Origin of the sequence: Enterovirga rhinocerotis (assembly GCF_004363955.1) — a bacterium.
GTDB classification, from domain to species: Bacteria; Pseudomonadota; Alphaproteobacteria; order Rhizobiales; family Beijerinckiaceae; genus Enterovirga; species Enterovirga rhinocerotis.
This window is the reverse complement of sequence record NZ_SNZR01000011.1, coordinates 1,581,640-1,605,054: the sequence shown is the minus strand read 5'-3', so window position 1 is coordinate 1,605,054 and position 23,415 is coordinate 1,581,640. Positions and strand designations below refer to the sequence as shown.

At 68.2% G+C, this 23,415-nt stretch carries 25 protein-coding genes; 7 read left to right on the top strand and 18 right to left on the bottom strand.

Annotated features, from left to right (window positions below):
• Window positions 1-112: 112 nt before the first annotated feature.
• From EV668_RS08305 to EV668_RS08290, 4 genes are read right to left on the bottom strand one after another with little or no spacing between them, the layout of a single operon-like run.
• Window positions 113-544, bottom strand: coding sequence for an HIT family protein (locus EV668_RS08305; RefSeq protein WP_133769295.1), 432 nt, complete (start codon window positions 542-544; stop codon window positions 113-115).
• A 56-nt stretch (window positions 545-600) separates the two neighbouring features.
• Window positions 601-1,821, bottom strand: coding sequence for a GNAT family N-acetyltransferase (locus EV668_RS08300; protein ID WP_133769294.1), 1,221 nt, complete (start codon window positions 1,819-1,821; stop codon window positions 601-603).
• Entirely contained in the window at window positions 1,818-2,567 is a 750-nt protein-coding gene (locus EV668_RS08295; RefSeq protein WP_133769293.1) for a glycerophosphodiester phosphodiesterase family protein, read from the bottom strand. Before EV668_RS08295 ends, EV668_RS08300 begins: the two co-directional genes overlap by 4 nt.
• Complete coding sequence (locus EV668_RS08290; protein ID WP_133769292.1) at window positions 2,564-3,034, bottom strand: RidA family protein; 471 nt, start codon at window positions 3,032-3,034, stop codon at window positions 2,564-2,566. Before EV668_RS08290 ends, EV668_RS08295 begins: the two co-directional genes overlap by 4 nt.
• Window positions 3,035-3,167: 133 nt before the next feature.
• On the opposite strand from EV668_RS08290, the gene EV668_RS08285 reads away from it, so the two are divergent.
• On the top strand, window positions 3,168-4,016 hold the full coding sequence (locus tag EV668_RS08285) for a cell envelope integrity EipB family protein (RefSeq protein ID WP_245512938.1): 849 nt from the start codon (window positions 3,168-3,170) through the stop codon (window positions 4,014-4,016).
• On the opposite strand, the gene EV668_RS08280 is transcribed toward EV668_RS08285, so the two are convergent.
• Both EV668_RS08280 and EV668_RS08275 read right to left on the bottom strand, forming a co-directional pair.
• Window positions 4,007-5,287: a DNA polymerase IV gene (locus EV668_RS08280; protein ID WP_133770083.1), complete on the bottom strand. Its 1,281-nt coding sequence runs from the start codon at window positions 5,285-5,287 to the stop codon at window positions 4,007-4,009. The two genes, EV668_RS08285 and EV668_RS08280, sit on opposite strands and share 10 nt — an antisense overlap.
• Window positions 5,287-5,604, bottom strand: a complete 318-nt coding sequence (locus EV668_RS08275; protein WP_133769291.1) for a DUF3572 domain-containing protein — start codon at window positions 5,602-5,604, stop codon at window positions 5,287-5,289. Before EV668_RS08275 ends, EV668_RS08280 begins: the two co-directional genes overlap by 1 nt.
• An 83-nt stretch (window positions 5,605-5,687) precedes the next feature.
• Between EV668_RS08275 and EV668_RS08270 the strand changes: the two genes are divergently transcribed.
• On the top strand, window positions 5,688-6,059 hold the full coding sequence (locus EV668_RS08270; protein WP_133769290.1) for a response regulator: 372 nt from the start codon (window positions 5,688-5,690) through the stop codon (window positions 6,057-6,059).
• Between the two features lie 12 nt (window positions 6,060-6,071).
• Window positions 6,072-7,442, top strand: a complete 1,371-nt coding sequence (locus EV668_RS08265; protein WP_133769289.1) for a PleD family two-component system response regulator — start codon at window positions 6,072-6,074, stop codon at window positions 7,440-7,442.
• Between the two features lie 262 nt (window positions 7,443-7,704).
• Here the strand turns inward: EV668_RS08265 and EV668_RS08260 are convergent, their stop codons facing one another.
• The 9 genes from EV668_RS08260 to EV668_RS08220 form a co-directional block, all read right to left on the bottom strand.
• A complete protein-coding gene (locus tag EV668_RS08260) occupies window positions 7,705-7,974 on the bottom strand; it encodes a hypothetical protein (protein ID WP_133769288.1) in 270 nt (89 codons plus the stop codon).
• Between the two features lie 94 nt (window positions 7,975-8,068).
• Window positions 8,069-8,305 (bottom strand): hypothetical protein, encoded by a 237-nt coding sequence (locus EV668_RS08255; RefSeq protein WP_133769287.1) that lies wholly within the window; start codon window positions 8,303-8,305, stop codon window positions 8,069-8,071.
• Window positions 8,306-8,437: 132 nt separating this feature from the next.
• Window positions 8,438-8,605, bottom strand: coding sequence for a 50S ribosomal protein L33 (rpmG, locus tag EV668_RS08250; RefSeq protein WP_133769286.1), 168 nt, complete (start codon window positions 8,603-8,605; stop codon window positions 8,438-8,440).
• A 120-nt stretch (window positions 8,606-8,725) separates the two neighbouring features.
• Entirely contained in the window at window positions 8,726-9,499 is a 774-nt protein-coding gene (locus EV668_RS08245) for an NUDIX hydrolase (RefSeq protein WP_245512934.1), read from the bottom strand.
• A complete protein-coding gene (locus tag EV668_RS08240) occupies window positions 9,396-9,923 on the bottom strand; it encodes a DUF983 domain-containing protein (RefSeq protein WP_245512932.1) in 528 nt (175 codons plus the stop codon). Before EV668_RS08240 ends, EV668_RS08245 begins: the two co-directional genes overlap by 104 nt.
• Window positions 9,920-12,229, bottom strand: coding sequence for a ribonuclease R (rnr, locus tag EV668_RS08235; RefSeq protein WP_133769285.1), 2,310 nt, complete (start codon window positions 12,227-12,229; stop codon window positions 9,920-9,922). The genes EV668_RS08240 and rnr overlap by 4 nt, the downstream gene beginning before the upstream one ends.
• A gap of 75 nt (window positions 12,230-12,304) precedes the next feature.
• Complete coding sequence (locus tag EV668_RS08230) at window positions 12,305-13,603, bottom strand: hemolysin family protein (protein WP_133769284.1); 1,299 nt, start codon at window positions 13,601-13,603, stop codon at window positions 12,305-12,307.
• A gap of 141 nt (window positions 13,604-13,744) precedes the next feature.
• Window positions 13,745-15,154 (bottom strand): type I glutamate--ammonia ligase, encoded by a 1,410-nt coding sequence (gene glnA, locus EV668_RS08225; protein WP_133769283.1) that lies wholly within the window; start codon window positions 15,152-15,154, stop codon window positions 13,745-13,747.
• Window positions 15,155-15,233: 79 nt separating this feature from the next.
• The gene (locus EV668_RS08220; RefSeq protein WP_133770077.1) at window positions 15,234-15,572 is read right to left on the bottom strand and encodes a P-II family nitrogen regulator; all 339 of its coding nucleotides are present in this window, start codon (window positions 15,570-15,572) and stop codon (window positions 15,234-15,236) included.
• A 169-nt stretch (window positions 15,573-15,741) separates the two neighbouring features.
• Between EV668_RS08220 and EV668_RS08215 the strand changes: the two genes are divergently transcribed.
• Window positions 15,742-17,241: an NAD(P)H-hydrate dehydratase gene (locus tag EV668_RS08215; RefSeq protein ID WP_133769282.1), complete on the top strand. Its 1,500-nt coding sequence runs from the start codon at window positions 15,742-15,744 to the stop codon at window positions 17,239-17,241.
• Here EV668_RS08215 and EV668_RS08210 read toward each other — a convergent pair.
• The 3 genes from EV668_RS08210 to EV668_RS08200 form a co-directional block, all read right to left on the bottom strand.
• Window positions 17,228-17,755 (bottom strand): YcxB family protein, encoded by a 528-nt coding sequence (locus tag EV668_RS08210; RefSeq protein WP_133769281.1) that lies wholly within the window; start codon window positions 17,753-17,755, stop codon window positions 17,228-17,230. The genes EV668_RS08215 and EV668_RS08210 overlap by 14 nt on opposite strands.
• Window positions 17,756-17,760: 5 nt before the next feature.
• Complete coding sequence (locus EV668_RS25030) at window positions 17,761-18,279, bottom strand: hypothetical protein (RefSeq protein WP_133769280.1); 519 nt, start codon at window positions 18,277-18,279, stop codon at window positions 17,761-17,763.
• A 138-nt stretch (window positions 18,280-18,417) separates the two neighbouring features.
• Window positions 18,418-19,065 (bottom strand): LOG family protein, encoded by a 648-nt coding sequence (locus EV668_RS08200; protein ID WP_133769279.1) that lies wholly within the window; start codon window positions 19,063-19,065, stop codon window positions 18,418-18,420.
• A gap of 402 nt (window positions 19,066-19,467) precedes the next feature.
• On the opposite strand from EV668_RS08200, the gene EV668_RS08195 reads away from it, so the two are divergent.
• The 3 genes from EV668_RS08195 to EV668_RS08185 all read left to right on the top strand — a co-directional run bounded on the left by EV668_RS08195 (window position 19,468) and on the right by EV668_RS08185 (window position 23,387).
• Window positions 19,468-20,622: a LysM peptidoglycan-binding domain-containing protein gene (locus tag EV668_RS08195; RefSeq protein WP_133769278.1), complete on the top strand. Its 1,155-nt coding sequence runs from the start codon at window positions 19,468-19,470 to the stop codon at window positions 20,620-20,622.
• A gap of 69 nt (window positions 20,623-20,691) precedes the next feature.
• A complete protein-coding gene (locus EV668_RS08190; protein WP_133769277.1) occupies window positions 20,692-22,689 on the top strand; it encodes an ABCB family ABC transporter ATP-binding protein/permease in 1,998 nt (665 codons plus the stop codon).
• On the top strand, window positions 22,686-23,387 hold the full coding sequence (locus EV668_RS08185; RefSeq protein ID WP_133769276.1) for a phosphatidylserine decarboxylase: 702 nt from the start codon (window positions 22,686-22,688) through the stop codon (window positions 23,385-23,387). Before EV668_RS08190 ends, EV668_RS08185 begins: the two co-directional genes overlap by 4 nt.
• Window positions 23,388-23,415: the final 28 nt, after the last annotated feature.

Below are 23,415 nucleotides of genomic sequence, written 5' to 3'. Positions count from 1 at the left end.
GACGGATGAGGGGTGTAACGCTCCCGTCGACGTCGAGTCTCCACCCCTCATCCGACCCTGCTTTGCAGGGCCACCTTCTCCCGCAAGGGGAGAAGGGCTTCCGCCCGAGCCTTCAGCCCGCTTTCGCCAGCGCGTCCTTCAGCTTCGCCGCATGGGCCTCCAGCACCTCCTTGGCCGCCATCTCGCCGGTATGCGGGCGGAGCGGCACGCCGGCCTTGCGGGGCAGGACGTGGACATGGGTGTGGAACACGACCTGCCCGCCGGCTGCCTCGTTGAATTGCTGGATCGTGATGCCGTCGGCCGCGAAGGCCGTCTTGGCCGCGCGGGCCACCGTCTGGACGGTCCGGTAGACGGCCGCGATGTCCTCGGGCGCCATGTCGAGGAAGGTGCGGCTCGGCGCCTTCGGGATCACCAGCGCGTGGCCGTCGGCGCGGGGCATGATGTCCATGATCGCGATCGTGCGCTCGTCCTCGTAGACGGTCTGGCTCGGCAACTCGCCGCGCAGGATCTTGGCGAAGACGTTGTTCGGATCGTAGGAGGTCATGGATCGCCCGGTCTCGGTTCGCGTCGGAGCCGTCTTCGGCTCCGGACGGCGCCTCGTCAATCGTCGTCGCGACCCGCGGTCCCGCTGTCCTGGCGATAGGGCATGGCCCCTTCGTACTCGGCCTGGGCGGCGGCGACGTAGCCGCGCTCCCGCTTCAGGTAATCCGCCACCGCGCGGCGAAAGCCGGGATCGGCGATGTCGTGGGCCGAGAAGGTCGTGACCGGCCGATAGCCCCGCGCGAGCTTGTGCTCGCCCTGTGCGCCCGCCTCGACGCGGGCGAGCCCGTGTGCCAGCGCGAAATCGATGGCCTGATAATAGCAGACCTCGAAATGCAGGAACGGGTGATCCTCGATGCAGCCCCAGTTGCGGCCGTAGAGCGCCCGGTCGCCGATGAAATTGATGGCGCCGGCGATCGGGCGGCCGTCGCGCTTGGCGATGACGAGCAGGATGCGCTCGGCCATCCGCTCGCCGATCAGCGAGAAGAACCGGCGGTTGAGGTAGGGCCGGCCCCATTTACGCGAGCCGGTATCCATGTAGAAGGCGAAGAAGGCATCCCAATGCGCCTCCGTGATCTCGCGGCCCCTCAGGCGTTCGATCGTGATGCCCGTGGCGAGGGCCTCGCGCCGCTCGCGCCGGATGGCCTTGCGCTTGCGAGAGGCGAGGGCGGCAAGGAAGCCCTCGAAATCGCCAAAGCCCTCGTCGATCCAGTGGAACTGCTTGTCCGTCCGGACGAGGTAGCCCCGCGCGGCCAGCGCCTCGCAATCCGGCTCGCCGAGGAAGGTCACATGGGTCGACGAGGCGCCGATCTGCGTCCGCAGGGCCTTCAGGCCGCCGATCAGGGCCGCGCGCGCCTCGTCCGGCGCGCCAGGCCGCACCATCAGGCGCGGGCCCGAGACGGGCGTGAAGGGCACGGCGACCTGCAGCTTCGGATAGTACCGCCCTCCCGCCTGCTCGTAGGCGTCCGCCCAGCCGGAATCGAAGACGTACTCGCCCATCGAATGGCTCTTGAGGTAGCAGGGCGCCGCGGCGGCGAGCCGGCCGTCTGCCCCGGGAACCAGGAGATGGGCCGGGCTCCACCCGGTGCGGCTTCCGACGCATCCCGAATCCTCGAGGGCCGACAGGAAGGCGTGCGAGACGAACGGATTGTGGGTCTCGTCGAGACCCGGATGAGGCGTTCCGGGATTGGCGCAGGCATTCCATTCCGCCGCAGCGACCGCGCCGAGACCTTGTGCGAGCCGGACCTCGACGGGGGGCGTCTCGGCCGCCCGATCGCTCACGCCGGGACGAAGCCTTCGAAGACGATCTGGTCGGCGAAGGCCGAAGCCCGATCTGCTTCCTGCTGGCTGCGGACGGTCCAGGTGATGACCGGGATGCCGGAGAGGATGCGCGGCATCACCACCACCTGGCTCGGAAGGTCGGCATAGCGGTAGGAGATGAAGTCGGGGCGCGTCTCGTTCCAGTGGCCGAACATTGCCATCGACCGTCGTTCGGCGGCGCTGGTGTCGCCCCAGTCCGGACCATCGTATCGGGTCTGGGCGACGATGCCGCGGCGGATGCGCGGGGCGATCTGCCTCAGCAAGGCGACGATGCGCGGATCGAAGGACTTGACCGCGAACGGCTCCGTCCGCCCGGCCAGGACCTCCACCGTTCGGCGGGCGAGGCGCTCGTCTCCGTCGAAGCGGCTCTTGATCTCGACGACCAGCGGAACGCGGCCGCCGATCCGGTCGAGGAAGGCAGCGAGGGTCGGGATGGTCTCGCTGGTGCCATCGATCGCGATCGCCTCGAGCTCGGCGCGGCTCCGGTCGAGGACCGGGCCCGTCTCGGCCGTCAGGCGATCCAGCGTGTGATCGTGGAAGACCATGGCCTCGCCGTCGCGCGAGAGCTGGACGTCGCATTCGATGCCGAAGCCGCCGGCGATGGCAGCCTCGGCCGCGGCGACCGTATTCTCGGGGATGCCGCGCGCCCGGTCGTGCAGGCCGCGATGCGCGATGGGCCGTGCGACGAGCCAGGCCGGCGTGCTCATTCGACCGCGAAGAGTGCCTCGACCTCGACGGCCGCGCCAAGCGGAAGCGCCGCGACACCGATCGTCGAGCGGGCGTGCCGCCCGGCATCGCCGAACACCTCGACCATGAGGTCGGAGGCGCCGTTCATGATCGGAGCCTGGCCCGTGAAATCGGGATTGCTGGCGATGAAGCCACCGAGCCGCACGCAGCGGCGGACGCGGTCGAGATCGCCGATCGCGGCGCGGAGCTGGGCGATCACGTTGATGGCGCAGAGGCGCGCAGCCGCCTTGGCCGCGTCCGGCGAGACACCGTCGCCGAGCCGCCCCACATGCTCGGGAGCGAGCTTGCCATCCGCACCGAGGCAGAGCTGGCCGGAGATCGTGACGAGGTCCCCGTCCCGGACGAAGGCGACGTAGTTCGCGACCGGCGCGGCCGGGCTCGGCAGGGTGATCCCGAGTTCCGTCAGGCGAGCCTCGATCCGTCCCACGTCGTCATCTCCTACCGTGCGGCGGCATGCCGTGCGGGCTTTCTCACCCATGGCCGCGCCCGCGGCAAGCGGCTTCGTTGCGGGGAAAGGTGCGGATGCTAAGCTCGGCGGAACGGGATACGCCAAGCTCTCCATGCCGATTCGAAGCCTCGCCCTCGCGGCGGCCCTCATCCTGTCCGTTGGCCCTGCCATCAGCCAAGATGCCGGGTCCTCCTCCGCGTCTCGCATCGTCCTCGCACCGCATCGTGCCGTCTACGACCTCTCCCTCGTCTCGAGCCGCGGCATGCGCAGCGTCGAGAGCGCGCGAGGGCGGATCGCGCTCGAATTCACCGGCGATGCCTGCGAGGGCTATTCGATGAAGTTCCGGCAGGTCACGGTTCTCGAAAGCGCCGAAAGCGGCTCGCGCATGTCGGATCTCCGCATGGCCACCCATGAGAGCGGCGACGGACGGAGCTACCGCTTCCGCAACGATTCGGTTGTGCAGGGCCGGACGACGAGCGTCGACGGCACGGCCGAACGGCGCGCCGGGGCGCCGCTGTCCGTCCAGTTGCGGACGCCTCGGCGGCAATCGGTGTCGCTGGATGGCGATGCCATCTTCCCGAATGCCCAGATGAAGGACGTCATCGCCGCCGCGCGCGAGGGCAAGCCCATGCTGCAGATGAAGCTGTTCGACGGCTCGGACGACGGCCGCAAGGTCTACGAGACGCTCGCCGTCATCGGGCGCGAGATCAAGGCGGGGGAGGGCGGCGAGGTCGAGAAGCCGGCGCGGCAGGACGGCGTCTCGACGCGCTCGCGCTGGCCCGTGACGCTGAGCTACTTCCCGCTCGGCCGGGCGGATCAGACCCCGAGCTACGTGCTCGGCTTCGACGTCTACGACAACGGCGTCAGCCGCGCTCTGCGCCTGGATTACGGCGATTCCAGCCTGCGCGGCGACCTCGTCCAGCTCGACATGCTGCCCGATCGGAGCGGCTGTCAGCGCTGACGGAATGGGAAGGCGAGGCCGGTCTGGACCGTTTCGGGTCCGAACTTGTCGCGCAGCCGGTCGATCGCGGCTTCCATCCGGGCCTGCTCCCCGACATCCGGGTCGGCGAGGTCGCCGAGGTCGGCGAACTCCGCTCCGCACAGGTCGCCCGCGCCGATCCCGATCAGGCGATAGGCCGCTCCCGTCGCCGTGGCACGCAGGAGAGCCCGCGCGGGCTCGTAGAGGCGACGTGCGAGCTGCGTCGCGGGAAGGCCGGACCGCGTGCGGGTGACGGTCTGGAAATGGCGGTCCTTCAATTTCAGCGTCACGCTCGTGCCGGCGAGCGTTGCCGCCTTGAGCCGGCGCGAGACCTTCTCGCAGAGCCGCCACAGGATCGGTTCGAGATCGGCCAGCGCGGCGAGGTCCTGGTTGAAGGTCGTCTCGGCCGAGATGCTCTTCGCCTCGTGATGCGGCTCGACGCGCCGTGGATCCTCCCCGCGGGCTAGCCGCGCGAGGCGGTCGCCTTCGCGTCCGAGCGCCCCCGCGAGATCGTGGAGAGAGCGCTCGCGCAGGTGGCGGACGAGCGTGATTCCCGCCTTCTCCAGCCGCGCCTGCGTCTGGCGGCCGATCCCGGGCATGATGGTGATCGGCTGGTCCGCGAGAAAATCGGCGGCCTCCGCGCGCCCGATCACCGAGAAGCCCCGCGGCTTGCCCCGGTCCGAGGCGATCTTGGCGAGGAACTTGTTCGGTGCGAGCCCGACCGAGACGCTGATCCCGATCTCACGCTCGACCCTTGCCGCGAAGCGGATCAGCGAGACGGCGGGCACGGCGCCGTGCACCGTTTCCGTGCCGCCGAGATCGAGGAAGGCCTCGTCGATCGAGAGGGGCTCCACGAGGGGCGTCAGCTCGAGCATCAGCCGGCGGACCTCGCGGCTGACCTTCACGTAGCGCGGGAAATCGGGCTTGAGCACGATCGCCTGGGGGCATGCCCGCAGGGCCTTGAACATCGGCATCGCGGAATGCACCCCGTGGATGCGCGCGATGTAGCAGGCGGTCGAGACGACCCCCCGCTGTCCTCCGCCGACGATGACGGGCTTGTCCTGAAGCTCGGGATGGTCCCGCTTCTCGACCGACGCATAGAAGGCGTCGCAATCGACATGAGCGATCGAGAGGCTCGACAATTCGGGGTGCGAGGCGAGGCGGGGCGAGCCGCAGGCGAGGCAGCGCCCGTCCCTGGCCCGGTCGAGCGTCTCGCAATCCCGGCAGGCGATGCGCGGCGCCGCGACCGCCATCATGCGCCCCAGTCGGGCTCGGGAGAGAGGATGCGGCGAGCCTCGACGAAGCGCTCCGGCGCATGGCCCGTCTCGCGGGCGAGCGCGAGCAGCAGCTCCTCGTCGGCCGCGATGTAGTCGAGCACCGCCGGCAGGAAGCCGGGATCGGCGGAGGCTGTGCGGATCGTCGTCGGATCGAGCCCGCTCAGGGAAAGGAAACGGCCCAACCTCTCCCCGTCCGCCGCCAGGCATTGCAGCGAGTCGAGCGCCAGGGCTTCGGCGCTCTCAACCGAGAGCCGCAAAGGTCGCCGATTTCGGAAAGTGGATTCGCCTTTCATCAAGATGTCTCCGATAGTTTGCCGTCGACATCACGAGGGGGCAGGGGGACAACTCCGCTCTGCTCCGCCTGGATCAGACCCTGATGAACAAGACCGTGCTCATTGTCGAGGACAACGAGCTCAACATGAAGCTGTTCGGCGACCTGCTGGAGGCGCACGGCTATGCGACCATCAAGACCGGCAACGGGGTTGAGGCCATCGAGCTCGCGCGCGCGAATCGTCCCGATCTGATCATCATGGACATCCAGCTGCCGGAGGTGTCCGGCCTCGACGTGACCCGCTGGCTCAAGGAGGATGACGAGCTCCGCTCGATCCCCGTCATCGCGGTCACGGCCTTCGCGATGAAGGGCGACGAGGAACGCATCCGCGAGGGGGGCTGCGAGGCCTATCTGTCGAAACCGATCTCGGTTGCGAAGTTCCTCGAGACCGTTCGCACCTATCTGCACGCCGCTTAAGGATCAGGGTGAATGTCCGCTCGGGTCCTCATCGTCGACGACGTCTTGACGAACGTGAAGCTCCTCGAAACGAAGCTGTCGGCTGAGTATTTCGAGGTCGTCACCGCCTCGAACGGCGCCGATGCCATCGCGATCTGCGAGAAGGGCCTGTGCGACATCGTCCTCAGCGACGTGATGATGCCCGGCATGGACGGCTTCGAGGTATGCCGCCGGCTGAAGAGCTCACCGACCACGGCGCATCTTCCCGTCGTGATGGTGACGGCGCTGGACCAGCCGGCCGACCGGCTGCGCGGGCTCGACGCGGGGGCGGACGACTTCCTGACGAAGCCGGTCGACGACACGGCGCTTCTGGCCCGCGTGCGGAGCCTCGTGCGACTCAAATCCGTGACGGACGAATTGCGGGCCCGCGTGGTCGGATCGCGGGGGTTGGGGGAGGATCCCCTTCTCGCAGCCACCGCCGAGACGGGGCAAAACGGCCGGATCCTCATCGTCGACGATCGGCCGCATTCCGCCGAACGCATGCGGGCCGCGCTCAGCGTTTATCATTTCGTCGATGTCGAGCCGGATCCGCACGCGGCCCTGATGCGCTGCGCGGAGGGTGAGATCGACGCTGTGCTCGTCAGCCTCGGGCTGCGCGACTTCGACGGCCTGCGGCTGTGCGGGCAGTTCCGGTCGCTGGACCGGACGCGGGACGTCGCGGTGCTGCTGCTGGCCGAGGTCGAGGACCGGGCACGCGTGCTCCGGGGGCTCGATATCGGCGCCAACGACTTCCTGCTCCGTCCCGTGGACCGCAACGAGATGGTGGCGCGGGTCAAGACGCAGATCCGGCGCAAGCGTTTCACGGAACGCCTGCGCGACAGCGTTCAGACGTCGCTCGAACTGGCCGTCACCGACGGCCTGACGGGGCTTCACAACCGCCGCTATCTCGACGTCCACTTCGACGCGCTGTTCAACGACGCCACCCGCCGTAACGCGAGCATCGCGGTCCTGCTGGTGGACATCGACCGGTTCAAGGCCGTCAATGACAGCTTCGGGCACGATGTCGGCGACGCCGTTCTGCGTGAATTCGCCAAGCGGATCGGCACGTTGACGCGAGGCGTCGATCTCGTCGCGCGCTATGGCGGCGAGGAAATCGTCGTGGTGGTTCCCGACACCTCCCTGTCGGAGGCGCGGGCGGTGGCCGAGCGTATCCGCGAGCGGATCGGGACGCTGCCCTTCACGCCGAACGAGAGGCTGGGCGGATTGAGGGTGACGGTTTCGATCGGCGTCGCGGCGCGTGAGCCCGATGACACGGCACCGTCGGAGATGCTCAAGCGCGCCGACGTCGCCCTCTACAGCGCGAAGAATGCCGGGCGTAACCGGGTCGTCGCCGCAGCGGCCTGACCGCCGCGGACATGACCTGTTCTTAACCTAAACAGAGATTTAATGCCGCGGCGCATCGTACGCGTATTGTGCTGCATCAGGTGAGTTCGGTAGGGTCCGTTCCGGTGTTCGGCGCATCGCAAGACGCGCTCGCGGATGCCCTACGATGCTCAGGTCCGCCGCATCTCCTGGGTTTCGAGGGCACGGCCGGCCCGGGAGCGGCACCAGCCTCCTCACAGTCGCTCCCGGCCGGCCACCTTTCGGCCGGTCCGGGCCCGCGGGTTCAGTACGGCTTGGCGACTTCCCACCAACCCGTCCGGCGTCGCTCGAGATCGACCCAGGTGCCGGTGCGAAGGCATTCCTGCCAGCGCGGCTCGCAGCTCGCCGTGCAACGGCGCATCGAGCCCGCGTAGTAATACGAAACCCAGTTCGGCGTGCAGACCGATTCGCAGGCTGCCCGATGCGCGCTGCAGCTCTGCTGGGCGTATGCCGGCCCGCCCGCCGCCATTCCAGAGAGCGCAACAAGGAGGCCGGCGATCGTGGCGAGACGCATGGTCGGACCTACGGTTTGGGGCGCTGCGGGCGCCCGGGCGACGACACATACCACCTTTCGCCGAAAGGCGATCGCGCCGTCGCCTCGGTGCGACTCAGGCGTTGGCCGGCGTTGCCGTCGTCACGGCCACCGTCACTTCGTCGTCGAGCGGCGTCAGGAGGTCGAGAATCGTCTGGCGGGTCCCTTCGGCATCGCCGCCTGCGGCCGGCACGATGTCCACGTGGAGACCGTCGCGGGAGGACTTGTCGCCACGATTCGTCTTGAACCCGGCAATGACGCCTTCCCGTACGAGGCGGTTGAGTGCCGCGTTGATGTCTCCCCAGGAGGCCATGTCGTCAATTCCAATCGTCGGATCTGCAGGCGCGCGGCTGCGCCGCGTGGTCGACGTAATCAAACCTGCAGAAACATGAAACGCTCCTGAACGGAGCGTTTCATAACGAACAATCTGCCTAAGGAGCCGGAATTATTTGATCTTGGCTTCCTTGAACTCGACGTGCTTGCGAGCGACGGGATCATACTTCTTGACCGCGAGCTTGTCGGTCATCGTCCGCGAGTTTTTCTTGGTGACGTAGAAATAACCGGTGTCGGCGGTCGACACGAGCTTCACCTTGATGGTGACGGCCTTAGCCATGACGAGCTCCAAAGGAGATGTGGACGATGGTCGCGAAGCGACGCATCGTCTGAGACGACAGAAATCGAGCGAGGCGTCCTACTCGCCGAAAAGCCACGCGAGGTCAAGAACCGAGCGCGTCTACAGAAGGTCCCGAAGAAAGCGCCCGTGGCGTTCGCGGTAGAAAGGGATCGGCGCGTCGTGGGGGAATCCGGCCTCCAGCCGGCCCTCGAGTTCCTGCAGCATGATCGACGTGATGCGCGGAAGGTCAAGCTGTTGAGCCTCCCTGAGGTCGACCCAGACCAGTTCGACGAGTTCCTTGTCAGGGCCGACGAATCCATCGGCGGTCGCGACGATCTCCTCGCGGTCGACGCTGAAGAAGCGCGTGTCGAAGCGCTTCGGGCGCCGCGGGGGCGTGATGGCGCGGCCGATGAATGCGATCGAGCCGAGATGCGGCAAGGCGCCGGCGCCCAGGAACGGCGCCCAGCCGGCCGGGATCGGCCGGGACGAGGCCGGCTGCGCCGGCGCGGAGCGGCCGATCACGAGGCCGGTCTCTTCGTAGGTTTCGCGAATCGCGGTGAGGGCGAGCGCCCGGCCGCGGCTCGATGAGGGGCGGACGACTCTCGCGGCGAGGCGGACCTCCGTCTCGGGGCTGAGTTCGGAGGCCGCGCGCATGAAGCGGTCCGAGCGCTCCAGCCGGCCGCCGGGAAAGACGAACTTGCCCGGCATGAATTTGTGGCCGTCGTGCCGGCGCCCCATCAGGACCTTGGGCGCGGCGGCGCGCCGGTCGACGACGATCAGCGTCGCCGCGTCACGGGGTCTCTGGTTTGGCGAGGTCCGTTCGCGCTGCGCCGTCTGGAACGCCATCCGCAGCTTCTCGCCGCGCTCGTCCGTCGTCGGGTTTCCGTCGCTCATCGGTCTCCTCCTGGCGTCCTGGACGCGACGGATCGAAGCCGTGCATGCCGTTGCCGTATTGAAGGCCGATCACTGCGCCCTTCACGGGCTGGAGTAGCGCCAGGCAGAGGACGACCGCAAGCGTCGGCCAGGTCAGCGCGTGAAACAGGACGGGGACGTTCTCGTAGCGCGTCTCGGCGACGTAGATGCCGTAGCCGACGATGTGGCCGACGATGAACATGACGAGATAGGGGGGGAAGTCGTCGGCCCGGTGATGATGGAAGGCCTGTCCGCATTCGGAACAGGACGGAGCGACCTTGAGGAACCGCTCGAACAGGCGACCTTCGCCGCAGGCGGGACAACGGCAGCGGAGGCCCCGCCCGACCGCCTGGACCACGTCCGGCCTCGCATGGCTCGGCCGCGAGGCGGGCTCCATGGTGATCATGCCCTCGATCGTCCTTTCGGTGTCTTCGCCTTGCTCTTGCGGGGGCCGCCCGCGCCCTTCGACGCCCGCGCCTCGCTAGCACGTCCGGCGCCCCTGCGGCCCCGTCCAGGCGTCGCACCGCCCTCGCTCATGATCTCGAAGCGGAGCGCGCCGGCGACCGGCGCGGCTTCGACGAGCCGCACCTCGACCGGATCGCCCAGCCTGAAGGTCTCGCCCGTCCGCTGCCCGACGAGCGCGTGGCGGGCCTCGTCGTGACGGTAGTAATCGGCGCCGAGCGTCGCGGCCGGAACGAATCCGTCGGCCCCCGTCTCGGCGAGCTTCACGAAGAGTCCCGAGCGCGTCACGCCCGAGATGCGACCTGCGAAGCTCGCGCCGACCCGGTCGGACAGATGGAAGGCGATCAGACGGTCGACGGTCTCGCGCTCGGCGACCATCGCGCGCCGCTCGGCGACCGAGATCGATTCGGCGATCTTGGCGAGATCGGCGCTCGTCGCGTCGCCTCGCAATCCGTCGCCGCCGAGGCCCGCCGCGCGGATCAGGCCGCGATGGACGACGAGATCGGCATAGCGCCGGATGGGCGAGGTGAAATGCGCGTAGCGGCGCAGGTTCAGGCCGAAATGGCCGTAATTCTCGGCGGCGTACTCCGCCTGGGCCTGCGAACGCAGCACGACCTCGTTGATGAAGATCTCGTGCTTCGAGCCCGTCACCTGGCGCAGGATGCCGTTGAAGAGGCTCGGTCGGAGGGCGCCCGCCTTCGGCAGCTTGATCCCGACCGAGGCGAGAACGTCGCCGAGCGCGCGCATCTTCTCCAGCGAGGGCTCGTCGTGGACGCGGTAGATCAGCGGGGACTTCGCCTTCTCCAGCGTTTCGGCCGCCGCGACATTGGCGGCGATCATGAACTCCTCGATGAGCCGGTGGGCCTCGAGGCGCTGGGGAACGATGACGCGGTCCACCGTACCGTCCGGCTTCAGCAGGATCTTGCGCTCGGGCAGGTCGAGAAAGAGCGGCCCCCTCTCATCCCGCGCCGTCGCCAGGGCCGAATAGGCGGCCCAGAGCGGGCGCAGCACGGGATCGAGCAGCGGGCCGGTGGCGTCGTCCGGCTGCCCGTCGATCGCGGCCTGAGCCTGGGCGTAGGAGAGCTTTGCGGCCGAGCGCATCATCACCCGGTGGAAGGCATGGGAGCGCTTGTGCCCGTTCTTGTCGAAGACCATGCGCACCGCGAGGGCCGGGCGTGCCTCGCCTTCGCGTAGCGAGCAGAGGTCGTTCGAGATGCGCTCGGGCAGCATCGGCACGACCCGATCCGGGAAATAGACCGAGTTGCCCCGCTCCAGCGCCTCCCGGTCGAGCGCCGCGCCCTCGCGCACATAGGCCGCGACATCGGCGATCGCGACGGTGACGACATGCCCTCCGGCATTCCCCGGATCGTCGTCCGGGGCCGCGTGGACGGCGTCGTCGTGGTCCTTCGCATCGGGCGGGTCGATGGTGACGAGGGGGAGTGCGCGCCAGTCCTCGCGCCCTTTCAGGGTCGCGGGTTTCGCCTGCTCGGCCTCGGCGAGCGTTTCGGCGGCGAAGACATGCGGGATGGCGTGGGCGTGGATCGCGACGAGGCTGACGGCCTTCTCGGACGTGAGCGAGCCGAGACGCTCGCGCACCTTTGCTGTCTTGGCGCCGAATGCGCCCGTACCCGCGAGCGTGACAGAGACGAGGTCGCCATCGACGGCGCCATTCTCGTCGCCGGGGCTGATCGTCAGCTCGCGCCCCGCCGCCTTCTTGTCGACCGGGACGAGCCGGCCGCCTCCTGCCGGGTGCGACCGGAACACGCCGAGCATGGTCGCCCGCTCGTTCGGCAGCACCTTCTGAATGCGGCCGACATAGCCGCCCTCGGCCGTCGCGCGCCGATCGAGCCGCAGGAGCGCGCGGTCTCCGAGACCGGCCGGCCGCTGGCGCCCGCCGAGCCTGCGGCCGGGGAGGATCGCGATGCGGGGTGCCGGGCCGTCCGATCTGTCCCAATCGAGCGGCTCGGCTAAAAGTTCGCCGTCCTTGTCGCGCGCGACGATGGTCACGGGCAGGATGGGAGGAAGCTGCCCCGCGCGACTGATGCGGCGGCCGCGCCGCGCCAGCGTGCCGTCCTCCTCGAGGTCTCGCAGGAGATCCTTCAGCGCGCCCTTCTGGGCCGCGCCGATGCCGAAGGCGCGCGCGACCTCGCGGGCGCCGACCTTTCCCGTCGCCGAGGCGAAAAACGCCGCGATCTCGTCCCGGGAGGGGAGGGCGGCGCCGCCGCCCGGTCGCTTGGTGGAAACGGCCAATCTGCGTCCTTTAAGCCCGCTGCCGACCGCGCGGTCCGCCGGATATGGGGGCTGTTCCGTATCTCCGCCCGGCCATCAGGCCGCGGCCTCGGTCACGTGACCGATGCGGGAGGCGAGGATCTTGTCCACCCGCATCCCGTCGAGGTCGATGACCTCGAACCGCCAGCCTTGGGTGGAGACATGCTCCCCGGTCGCCGGCAGATGCTGGAGGAGGTCGATCACGAAACCGGCTGCCGTCTCGTAGGCCCGGTTCTCGGGCGCCCTGATCCCGATCAGGTCCGCCATCTCGTCGAAGGGCATCGCGCCGGAGATCAGCCAGGAGCCGTCCTCGCGGCGAACGCCCTCCGGCTCGTCCTCGTCGGTGTCCGAGCGGAAGGCGCCGACGATGGCGTCGAGCGCGTCGGCGGGCGTGACGATGCCTTCGAAATGTCCGTACTCGTCATGCACGATGGCCATCGGCACCTCCGCATCGCGCAGCACCTTCACCACCTCGAGCGCATCGAGCGTATCGGGAACGATCGGAGGCTTGCGCAGGCGTGAGGCGATGTCGAGCGGCTCGCCCTGAACGAGCGCTGCGAGCAGATCGCGAACATGCACGACGCCCTGAATGTCGTCCGGATCGCCCTTCATGACGGGCAGGCGGGAATGGTGCGTCGTGAACAGCGTCTCGCGGTTGGTCGCCTCGTCGTCGTCGAGATCGAGCCAATCGACCTCGGTGCGCGGCGTGAGAAGGCCGCGGACGGTTCGGTCGCCGAGGCGCAGGACGCCTGCGATCATCGAGCGCTCGTCGCTCTCGATGACCCCGGCATGTTCGGCTTCCGCGACGAGGGTCCGGATCTCCTCTTCCGTCACGACGCTCTCGGAGACCGGCTTGACGCCGAGAAGGCGGAAGACGAGGCGGGTCGAGGTGTCGAGCAGCCAGACGACCGGCGCCGCGACGCGCGACAGGAGCCGCATCAACGGTGCGACGATGCAGGCGATGGTCTCGGGATTCCGCAGCGCGAAATGCTTCGGCACCAGCTCTCCGACCACGACGGACAGATAGGTGATGGCGCCGATCACGATCGTGAAGCCGAGAGGCTGTGCGAGCTTGTCCCGGACGCCCGCCTCGCGAAGGATGGCGGTGAGCTGCTCGCTCAGGGCTGCGCCGGAGAATGCGCCGGCGACGATGCCGACGAGCGTGATGCCGATCTGGACGGTCGAGAGAAAACGACCGGGATCTTCGGAGAGGGCAACGGCCGCGTGAGCCCCCCGCCGCCCCTGGTCTCGCATCGCTCTCAGACGCGACTTGCGCGCCGAAACGATGGCTAGCTCAGAGAGAGAAAACACCCCGTTCAGCGCGATCAGGGCAACGGCAATGATGAGTTCGAACACGTAGTCCTATGAAGGGGCGGCCCATGCAGGCACCGTCCCTTTCTCCGAGCACGGCGAAATCGCCGCACCGTGCCCTTAGCACAAAAAGAAAGAGGCCGCAGCACGAGTCTGCGGCCTCCTCGGATCAGAATGTCCTGCGGATCAGCAGGAGTAATACATCACGAATTCCACCGGATGCGGGGTCATCTCGAACCGGGCGACTTCGGTCATCTTCAGCTCGATGAAGCTGTCGATGAAGGCGTCCGTGAAGACATCGCCGGCCTTGAGGAAGGCGCGGTCCTTGTCGAGGCTCTGCAGAGCCTCGCGAAGCGAGCCGCAAACGGTCGGGATCTTCTTCAGCTCGCGCGGCGGAAGGTCGTAGAGGTCCTTGTCCATCGCCGGGCCGGGATCGATCTTGTTCTTGATGCCGTCGAGGCCGGCCATCAGCAACGCCGAGAAGGCGAGGTACGGATTGGCGGTCGGATCGGGGAAGCGAACCTCGACGCGCTTGGCCTTCGGGTTCTGCGTCCACGGGATACGGCAGGAGGCGGAGCGGTTGCGGGCCGAATAGGCCAGCAGCACGGGGGCCTCGTAGCCGGGGACCAGGCGCTTGTAGGAGTTGGTCGAGGGATTGGTGAACGCGTTCAGCGCCTTGGCGTGCTTGATGATGCCGCCGATGTACCACAGGCATTCCTGGCTGAGATCGGCGTACTTGTCGCCCGCGAAGACCGGCTTGCCGTCCTTCCAGATCGACTGGTGCACGTGCATGCCCGAGCCGTTGTCGCCGTAGACGGGCTTCGGCATGAAGGTCGCGGTCTTGCCGTAGCTCTGGGCCACGTTGTGGATGCAGTACTTGTAGATCTGCAGCTGGTCGGCCATCGGGACGAGCGTGTCGAACTTCATGCCGAGTTCGTGCTGCGCCGACGCCACCTCGTGGTGATGCTTCTCGACCCGGACGCCCATGGCGGCCATGGCGGCCAGCATCTCGCCGCGCATGTCCTGCGCGGAATCCAGCGGCGGGACGGGGAAGTAGCCGGCCTTCATCTGGATCCGGTGGCCCATATTGCCACCTTCGTAATCCGTGTCGCCATTGGTCGGCAGCTCGGCGTCGTCGAGCTTGAACCCGGTGTTGTACGGGTCGGCCGTGAACTTGACGTCGTCGAAGATGAAGAACTCGGCTTCCGGACCGAAATAGGTCGTGTCGCCGATGCCGAGCGACTTCATGTACGCCTCGGCCTTCTTGGCGATGCCGCGCGGATCACGCTCGTACGATTCGCCGGTGGACGGCTCGAGGATGTCGCACACGATCGACAGCGTCGGGGCCGAGAAGAAGGGGTCCATCTGGGCCGTGGCCGGATCGGGCATGAGGATCATGTCCGACTCGTTGATCGCCTTCCAGCCGGCGATCGAGGAGCCGTCGAACATGGTGCCCTCGGCGAACAGTTCCTCGTCGACCAGCGTCTGGTCGAACGTGACATGCTGCCACTTGCCGCGCGGATCGGTGAAGCGCAGATCGACGTATTTGACGTCGTTGTCCTTGATGAATTTCAGGACATCCTTGGCCGTCTTCATCTGACGATGGTCCTTTCTTTTGTCCACGACAAAACCCGGCGGTGCGCCGGGAGGCAGGCTGCAAACAACAGGTAGAAGGTCAGATCGCGTCGGAGCCGGTTTCGCCGGTGCGGATGCGGATCGCTTCCTCGATGTTCGATACAAAAATCTTGCCATCTCCGATGCGGCCGGTCTGGGCCGCCTTGCGGATGGCGTCGACCGCGCGGTCGACGAGATCGTCGCCGATCACGATCTCAAGCTTCACCTTGGGCAGAAAATCGACCACGTACTCGGCGCCGCGGTACAATTCCGTGTGTCCCTTCTGGCGGCCGAAGCCCTTCGCTTCGACGACGGTGATCCCCTGGAGGCCCACCTCCTGCAGGGCTTCCTTCACCTCGTCGAGCTTGAAGGGCTTGATGATGGCTTCGATCTTTTTCATCGCAGCTATGGCTCGGCACCTGGGAATGAAGCGATGTCGAAGGCTTATCATTCCCCCCATTGGCCCGCCATGGCGAATCACCGGCCCGGTGGGCAGTGTCTGCCTAAAACGTGAGCAGATGGGCTAGTTCGTAAGCAATTTTGGCCGCGGCGGCCGGTTGGGGAGAGTCATGAGGGGCGAGCTGCTTCCGGTTTCGGCAGAAATGCGTCGGTGGGATGCCGAAACGATCACGTCGGGCACGCCCGGGATCGATCTGATGCGCCGGGCAGGCCGAGCCGTGGCCGATGTCATCCTGTCCGAGGCGCGTTGGCGCTCCGCGCCCGTTCTCGTGCTTTGCGGACCCGGCAACAACGGCGGTGACGGTTATGTCGTGGCGCGGCTCCTGGCCGAGGCGGGACGGAGGGTGAGGGTCGCCGCCTTCGGCGGTGAGCTCCGCGGCGCCGCCGCTCTCGCCGCTGCCGACTGGCCCGGCCCGGTCCTTCCGCTCGAGGATGCCGTGCCGGACCCGGCGGACCTGATCGTCGACGCGCTGTTCGGCACCGGCATCGGCCGCGATCTCGAGGGCGAGGTCGCGGGAATCGTCGGGCGCGTCAGCGACAGCGGTGCCGCCGTGGTGGCGATCGATATTCCGAGCGGCGTCGACGCCGATAGCGGACAGGTCAGGGGCGTCGCGATCAGGGCTGGTCGGACGATCGCGCTCGCTGCGCGCAAGCCCGGCCATCTGCTGCAGCCGGGGCGCGAATACAGCGGCTGCGTGACGGTCGCCGATATCGGCATTCCGTCCGAGGTCTCGCACGGTGCGGGTGTCCTCACCGTGGCGAATGAGCCGGCCGCCTGGCTCGCAACCTTCCCGCGGCCGGGCTCGATCTCGCACAAATACGATCGCGGCCATGCGGTGGTGCTGTCGGGTGGTCCTTCGCATACGGGCGCGGCGCGCCTCGCCGCCCGAGGGGCGCTCCGGATCGGGGCCGGGCTCGTGACGCTCGTCACCTCCGCACGCGCCTTGTCCGTGAACGCGGCGCATCTGACGGCGATCATGATCCGGGTCTGCGACGAGCCGGACGAGTTGTCTGATCTTCTGATGGACGACCGCTTCAACGCGGTCGCTCTCGGGCCTGCCCTCGGAATCGGCGAGACGACGCGGGCATGGGTCGCAGCCGTCCTGGAATCGGATCGAGCGACGGTCCTGGATGCGGATGCCCTGACGAGCTTCGCGGGCGACGCGCAGGCCCTGGCGGACCTGATCGGGGCAGGGCGTGAGCACCCCGTCGTGCTCACGCCGCATGAGGGAGAGTTCGCCCGTCTCTTCGGAAAAGGCACGGGCCTGTCCAAGCTCGATCGTGCTCGTCGAGCGGCTGCCGACACGGGCGCCGTGGTGGTGCTGAAAGGGCCCGATACCGTCATCGCCGCGCCGGATGGAAGGGCTGCCATCAACGAGAACGGCTCCGCCTACCTCGCGACGGCCGGCAGCGGCGACGTGCTCGTCGGATTGATCACCGGTCTCATGGCGCAAGGCATGGACGCCTTCGAGGCCTCATGCGCCGCGGTCTGGCTGCATGCGGCGGCGGGCGGGCGGTTCGGGCCCGGACTGATCGCGGAGGATCTGCCGGATCTGATGCCGGGCGAGCTTCGCCTGCTGCTCACCGCAGGCGACGTCACATCTGCTTGAGGATGCGACGGTTCCGCGCCCTGAACCAGGCGCGGGTTTCTTCCGGCACATTGTCCTTCGGGATGACGTTGAACTGGTTCCTGGCCGTGAAGATCATCCAGAAGCGCGGGCGCTCCCAGATCTCCGTGAGCGCCGACCAAGGCACCGTGCCCGTCGCCATGTCCGAGGCGATGTCCATCTCGTCCTCGTGCAGGGTGAAGGTCGCGCGCGGAATCCGCATCCGGCGGAAGGCGCCGAGCGTGCTCGACCCGTGCACCCACCAGGCGATCAGCGCCAAGGCGAGGGGAATGAGCGTCGCGATGGCGGCGAGCGTCAGTCCGAGCTGAGAGCCGCCCTCCATGAGGCCCGCGAAGACGACGCCCGCCATCACGAGCGCCACGATCCACATTCGGGCCTGATCGATGACGAAGCGGCGCCAGACGAAGGTCCGCACGGCGTCGCGCAGCACGTCTTCGGTGTAGATGACGGTGAAGGAGCGAGGTGCGCTGCCGTCGGGAATCGCTTCGTCGGCCAAACCGGTCAACCTTTGAAGTTGAGGGTCTTTTCCTTGCAGATGTCGACCTGATGCGTATCGGGTTGCCCACCTTCGAAGGTGGCGACGACGTTGACCTCACAGCCCTTGAAGGCCGGCAGCCGCAGCGTGATCTTCTTGCCCGGCGCGAGCGGTGCCTTGAGAGAGGCGCCGCGACCGTCCTGGCTCACCTCGAGCGCGACGAGTCCGATCGGGCCGCCATTGGTCACGACGAGCGAGCGGGCCGGGACGGGGCCTCTGGGCTTGCGCGGCCTCGGCTTGGCTTGAGGCGCCGGCTCGGCGGCCTCCTCGGCCGCCGGCTCCGCAGGGGCGGCCTGGGCCGTCGGCGCGGGGGCGGGCGGGGCGACCGGGGCAGCGACGGGAGCGGCCGGCTCCGGGGCGGGGCTCTCGGTCGGGTTCTGGATCGGCTGATCGAAGAGCGAGCGCTGAGCGAGCGCCGGGGTCGCGCCGAGCACCGCAGCGAGGAGCCCGGTCGCCATGAATGTCGCCGTCCGTGCTCTTGTCATGATGCTCTCCTCGCGATCCACGCGCGGGGTGAGACCAGAATGCCGCCCCCCTGTCCAGGCCGGCGGCCGTGCGACCTAAGGCCCGCGGGGGCTTCGCTGGGGACAGGTCTCGGATCGTGGCCGCGTCGTCGGTCCGTCTCAGAAGCGCTCCGTCACCAGTTCGTCCTGCGCCGTTTCCGAGGGCGGCGGCATCGCCTGCTCCAGCATGGGGAGGACGTCGGCGGGCGTCTCGGCGACGAGATAGGTCAGCTCGAGCCCCGGCCGGATGAAGCCCTGATCGCCCATGTGACCGATCAGCGTCAGAAGAGGCCGCCAGAAGCCGCCGATGTCGAGCAGCAGGATCGGCTTGCGGTGCCGGCCGAGCTGAGCCCAGGTCATCTGCTCGATCAGTTCCTCGAGCGTGCCGATGCCGCCGGGCATTGCGACGAAGGCGTCGGCCCGTTCGAACATCAACTGCTTGCGGGTGTGCATGTCCGGCACGACGATCAGCTCCTGGACGTCGTCCAGCATGCGCTCGGCCCGCTTGAGGAAATCGGGGATGATGCCGGTCACGCGGCCGCCGGCATCCAGCGTCGCCCGCGCGACGGTTCCCATCAGTCCGATATTGCCGCCGCCATAGACGAGTTCGATCTCCGATTCGGCGAATCGGCGGCCGAGCTCCTCGGCGGCCGCCGCGAACGCGGGGTCCGCTCCCGGGCTTGAGCCGCAATAGACGCAGACGCTTCCGAGCCGGCTCGCCGATCCGCGCGTCCGGTGCGCCAAATCGGCCGATTTTTCATCACGCATGCGCGCTTCCTTGTTGTTGTCCCAATAGATGCGTTAGATCGGATTACGATGCGCGCAGGCCTATCCAGTTTCGCACTCCCCATTTTGGCGGTCGCAGCCTTCGCCGCAAGCTTGGGCTGGTACGGCTACCGCTATTATGGCGGTGGCCGAGGTGCGGACACGGTCGCGGAGGCCGCCCCGGACGCGACCCGACCCGCGCCTGCACCTGCACAATCGAACCCGTCCCATCCCGGACAGGGTTCCGCTGCGCCAGCCGCCGAGGCGCCTCCTGCCAATCCAGGCCCCAAGCCGGTCGCGCAGAAGCCTGCCGACAGGCCCCCGTCAGCCGATGCACCGGCGAAGCGTGCCGCGGATGCACCCTCCACCGCCCCCGCGCCGGGCGCTTCACCGGCTTTCGATGTCGTGCGGGTCGAGCCGACCGGCGAGACCGTGGTCGCGGGGCGTGCCGCGCCGGGCGCGACGGTCGAATTGCTGGTCAACGGACGGCGCCATGCGCGCGTCGTCGCCGATCCTTCGGGGCTCTTCGCGCTGGTCCCGGATCCGCTGCCGAGCGGCAGTCACGAGCTGGTGCTGCAGGTTCCGAACGGGGACGGAAGCAAGCTCTTCTCGACGCAGACCGTCACCGTCGTCGTCGCCGATAACGGGCTCGATGCGCCGCTCGTGACGGTGACGGCGCCGGGACAGCCGGCGGTCGTCCTGTCGCGCCCCGATGCGCAGCCGAAGGTGGCATCGGCGAGCCCGCCGGCCTCGCCGTCGCCGCGGCCGGGTTCGGCAGGGCAGGGGGCGTCCTCGGAAGCGCCGCCTCGGCCGGACAAGCCGGTGGGGGGCGCGGTGCAGGCCGATCCCTCCCGGCCCGTCCAGGCTCCGGCGAAGTCCAGGCCCCCGATCCAGATCGCGAGCGTCGAGGTCGAGGGGGCAGGTCGCCTTCTGGTCTCGGCGAGCGCCGCGCCGGCCGCGACCGTGCGGCTCTACCTCAATGACAGCTTCATCGCGCCGGCAGCGGCCGGGGGCGATGGCCGCGTCGCCTTCGCCATCGACCGCGGCATCCGGCCGGGCAGCTACAGGGTGCGGCTGGACGATATCGACCCCGTATCCGGGCAGGTGCGCTCGCGTGCCGAGGTCCCGTTCGAGATGCCGATCGAGTTGGCCGGCGGCAAGGCTCCCGCTCCGTCCGGCGCAGCTCCGGCGACTGGGCGCGAGCAGACGCGCATGGCCGCGGCGGGCGATGACGTCGTCGCCGGATCCTCGCCCGAGCCTCGGGAGCGGACGGAAAAGGGATCCCAGCATGCCGGCGATGCGGGCGCTTCGCGAGCGGGCAGCGACCTGGCGTCCTCGTCGGCGCCTCCGGGGCCGATAGTGGTGATTCCCTCCGTGTCGACGACGACCGTGGCCCGGGGCGACAGCCTCTGGGCGATTTCCCATCGGACCTATGGCGACGGCTGGCGCTACAGCGTGATCTACGGTGCCAATGCCAAGCAGATCAGGAACCCCGATCTGATCTATCCCGGACAGATATTCGTCCTGCCGGCTCCGTCCAGCGAAACCGCGAAGCACTGACGCCCGACCGGGCGTGCATCCGGCAGCGGGCGGCTGTATAGGGACCGGAATCTCTCCGGACAGATTTTGATGCTCGCCCCCACGCCGCCCGCGACGGCCGCTCCGGCTCCGGTCGGCGGCCCCGGTCTCGTCGGCACCTTCCTGAAACTCTGGCCTTTCCTCTGGCCCAGGGGGCGCCGCGACCTCCAGCGCAGGGTCTTCATCGCCTTCGGCCTGCTGCTCGTCGCCAAGGGCGTGACGATGCTCGTGCCCTTCACGTTCAAGTGGGCGACCGACGCGCTGGTCGCCATCGCCGAGGGGAAGGCGCCGCTCGTATCCGCGGATTCGGCCTTCCTCTGGTCGGCTCCCGCCCTGCTCACCGTCGCTTACGGCGGATCGCGGGCGCTGATGGCGCTCCTGACCCAGGCCCGGGACGGCGTCTTCGCCAAGGTCGCGATGGACGCCGTGAGGCGGCTCGCACAGCGGACCTTCGAGCATATGCACGCGCTCTCGCTGCGCTTCCATCTGGAACGGAAGACCGGCGGACTGACCCGGGTTCTCGAGCGCGGCCGGAACGGGATCGAGGAGCTGTCGCGCCTCTTCGTGCTGCAGCTGATCCCGACCATCATCGAGTTCGTGATGGTGATCGCGATCCTCGCCTGGCAATTCGGCTGGATCTACTCGGTCGTGGTCGCCGCGATGATCGGGGTCTATCTCGCCTTCACCTACCGGGCGACGGAATGGCGGATCGCGATCCGCCGGCAGATGAACGAATCCGACACGGACGCGAACGTGCGGGCGGTCGATTCGCTGCTCAACTTCGAGACCGTGAAGTATTTCGGAGCCGAAGCCCGCGAGGCGGAGCGCTACGACAGGTCGATGGCGCGCTACGAGCGCGCCTCCACCCAGACCTACACGTCGCTTGCGATCCTCAATAGCGGCCAGGCGATCATCTACTCCGCCGGCATGGCGATCGTCATGCTGCTGGCCGCACGGGACGTCGCCTCGGGAAAGGCGTCCATCGGCAGCTTCGTGCTGGTCAACGCGATGCTGATCCAACTCTACATGCCGCTGAATTTCATGGGCATGATCTATCGCGAGATCAAACAGTCGCTGATCGACATCGACGACATGTTCCGGATCCTCGAGCGGAATCCCGAGATCGAGGACAGGCCGGGCGCGCCCGATCTGGCCGTGAAGGCGGGAGAGGTGCGTTTCGAGGACGTGCATTTCGCCTACACGCCGGCGCGGCCGATCCTGAAGGGTGTGAGCTTCACGGTGCCCGCGGGGCATACGGTCGCGATCGTCGGACCCTCAGGCGCGGGCAAGTCGACCATCTCGCGCCTCCTGTTCCGCTTCTACGAGCCGCAATCCGGACGCATCCTCATCGACGGGCAGGACATGGCCGGCGTCGCACAGGCGAGCCTGAGGGCCGCGCTCGGCATGGTCCCGCAGGATACGGTGCTGTTCAACGATACGATCGGCTACAACATCCGTTATGGTCGTTGGGACGCGAGCGAGGACGAGGTCCGCGAGGCGGCCCGGCTCGCCCAGATCGACGGCTTCATCGAGGCTTTGCCCGAAGGGTACGACACGCCGGTCGGCGAGCGCGGTCTCAAGCTCTCGGGCGGCGAGAAGCAGCGCGTCGCCATCGCCCGCACCATCCTGAAAGGGCCGCCGATCCTCGTCCTCGACGAAGCGACCTCCGCGCTCGACAGCTTCACCGAGCGGGAGATCCAGGACGCTCTCGAACGGGTTTCTCGCGGGCGGACGACCCTCGTCATCGCCCACCGCCTCTCCACCATCGTCTCGGCCGACGAGATCATCGTGCTCGACCGGGGACGCATCGTCGAGCGAGGCACGCACGAGGCCCTCCTCGCGAGCGATGGCACATACGCTGCGATGTGGGATCGCCAGCGGCGCGCCGCCGAGGCGCGCGAGACGCTTCACGAGACCGAGGCCGCCGAAGAGCCGACCCATCGTCTCCTCCTCTCGGAAGGAGCGGGCGGATTGACGGCGGCGGCAGGGCCTGCGACCCCTCCTGCCCGCGTCGGGGCAAGACAATCCGAGGACCAACACTCCCCATGAACGACATCATGCAGTCGATTCGGCGGATCTTCGTGCCGATCAGGAAAGAGGGCTACCCCTTCATCGGGATCGCCTTCGCGCTCGGGATCGCGCTTGGCTTCCTGTGGCAGCCGCTGTTCTGGTTCCTGATGCTGATCACGGTTTGGGTCTGCTACTTCTTCCGCGACCCCGCCCGCGTCACGCCCGTCCGCGACGGGCTCGTGGTCTCGCCGGCGGATGGTCGCATCAGCATGATCACGACGGTGATGCCTCCGCCGGAGACCGGCCTTTCGCCGACGCCGCTCCTTCGAATCTCCGTGTTCATGAACGTGTTCGATTGCCACGTGAACCGCGCGCCCGTGCCCGGCCGTATCAGCCGGATTGTCTATACGCCCGGCCTGTTCCTCAACGCCGAGCTCGACAAGGCGAGCGAGGACAACGAGCGCAACGCGCTCGTGATCGAGACCGGGCGCCACACGATCGGCGTGGTTCAGATCGCGGGCCTCGTGGCGCGCCGCATCGTCGGCTGGGTGTCCGAAGGACAGACCGTCGCCGTCGGCGAGCGCTTCGGCCTTATCCGCTTCGGCTCGCGCGTCGACGTCTACCTGCCGCTCGGCACCGAGGTGCTGGTGGGCGTGGGCCAGACCGCGATCGCCGGCGAGACCCCTCTCGCGGATCTCGGACCCGGCAGCGGTGCCCGCAGCTTCGTAAAGGCCTGAGCGCCGCTTGATGGCGTCCCGGCCGCCC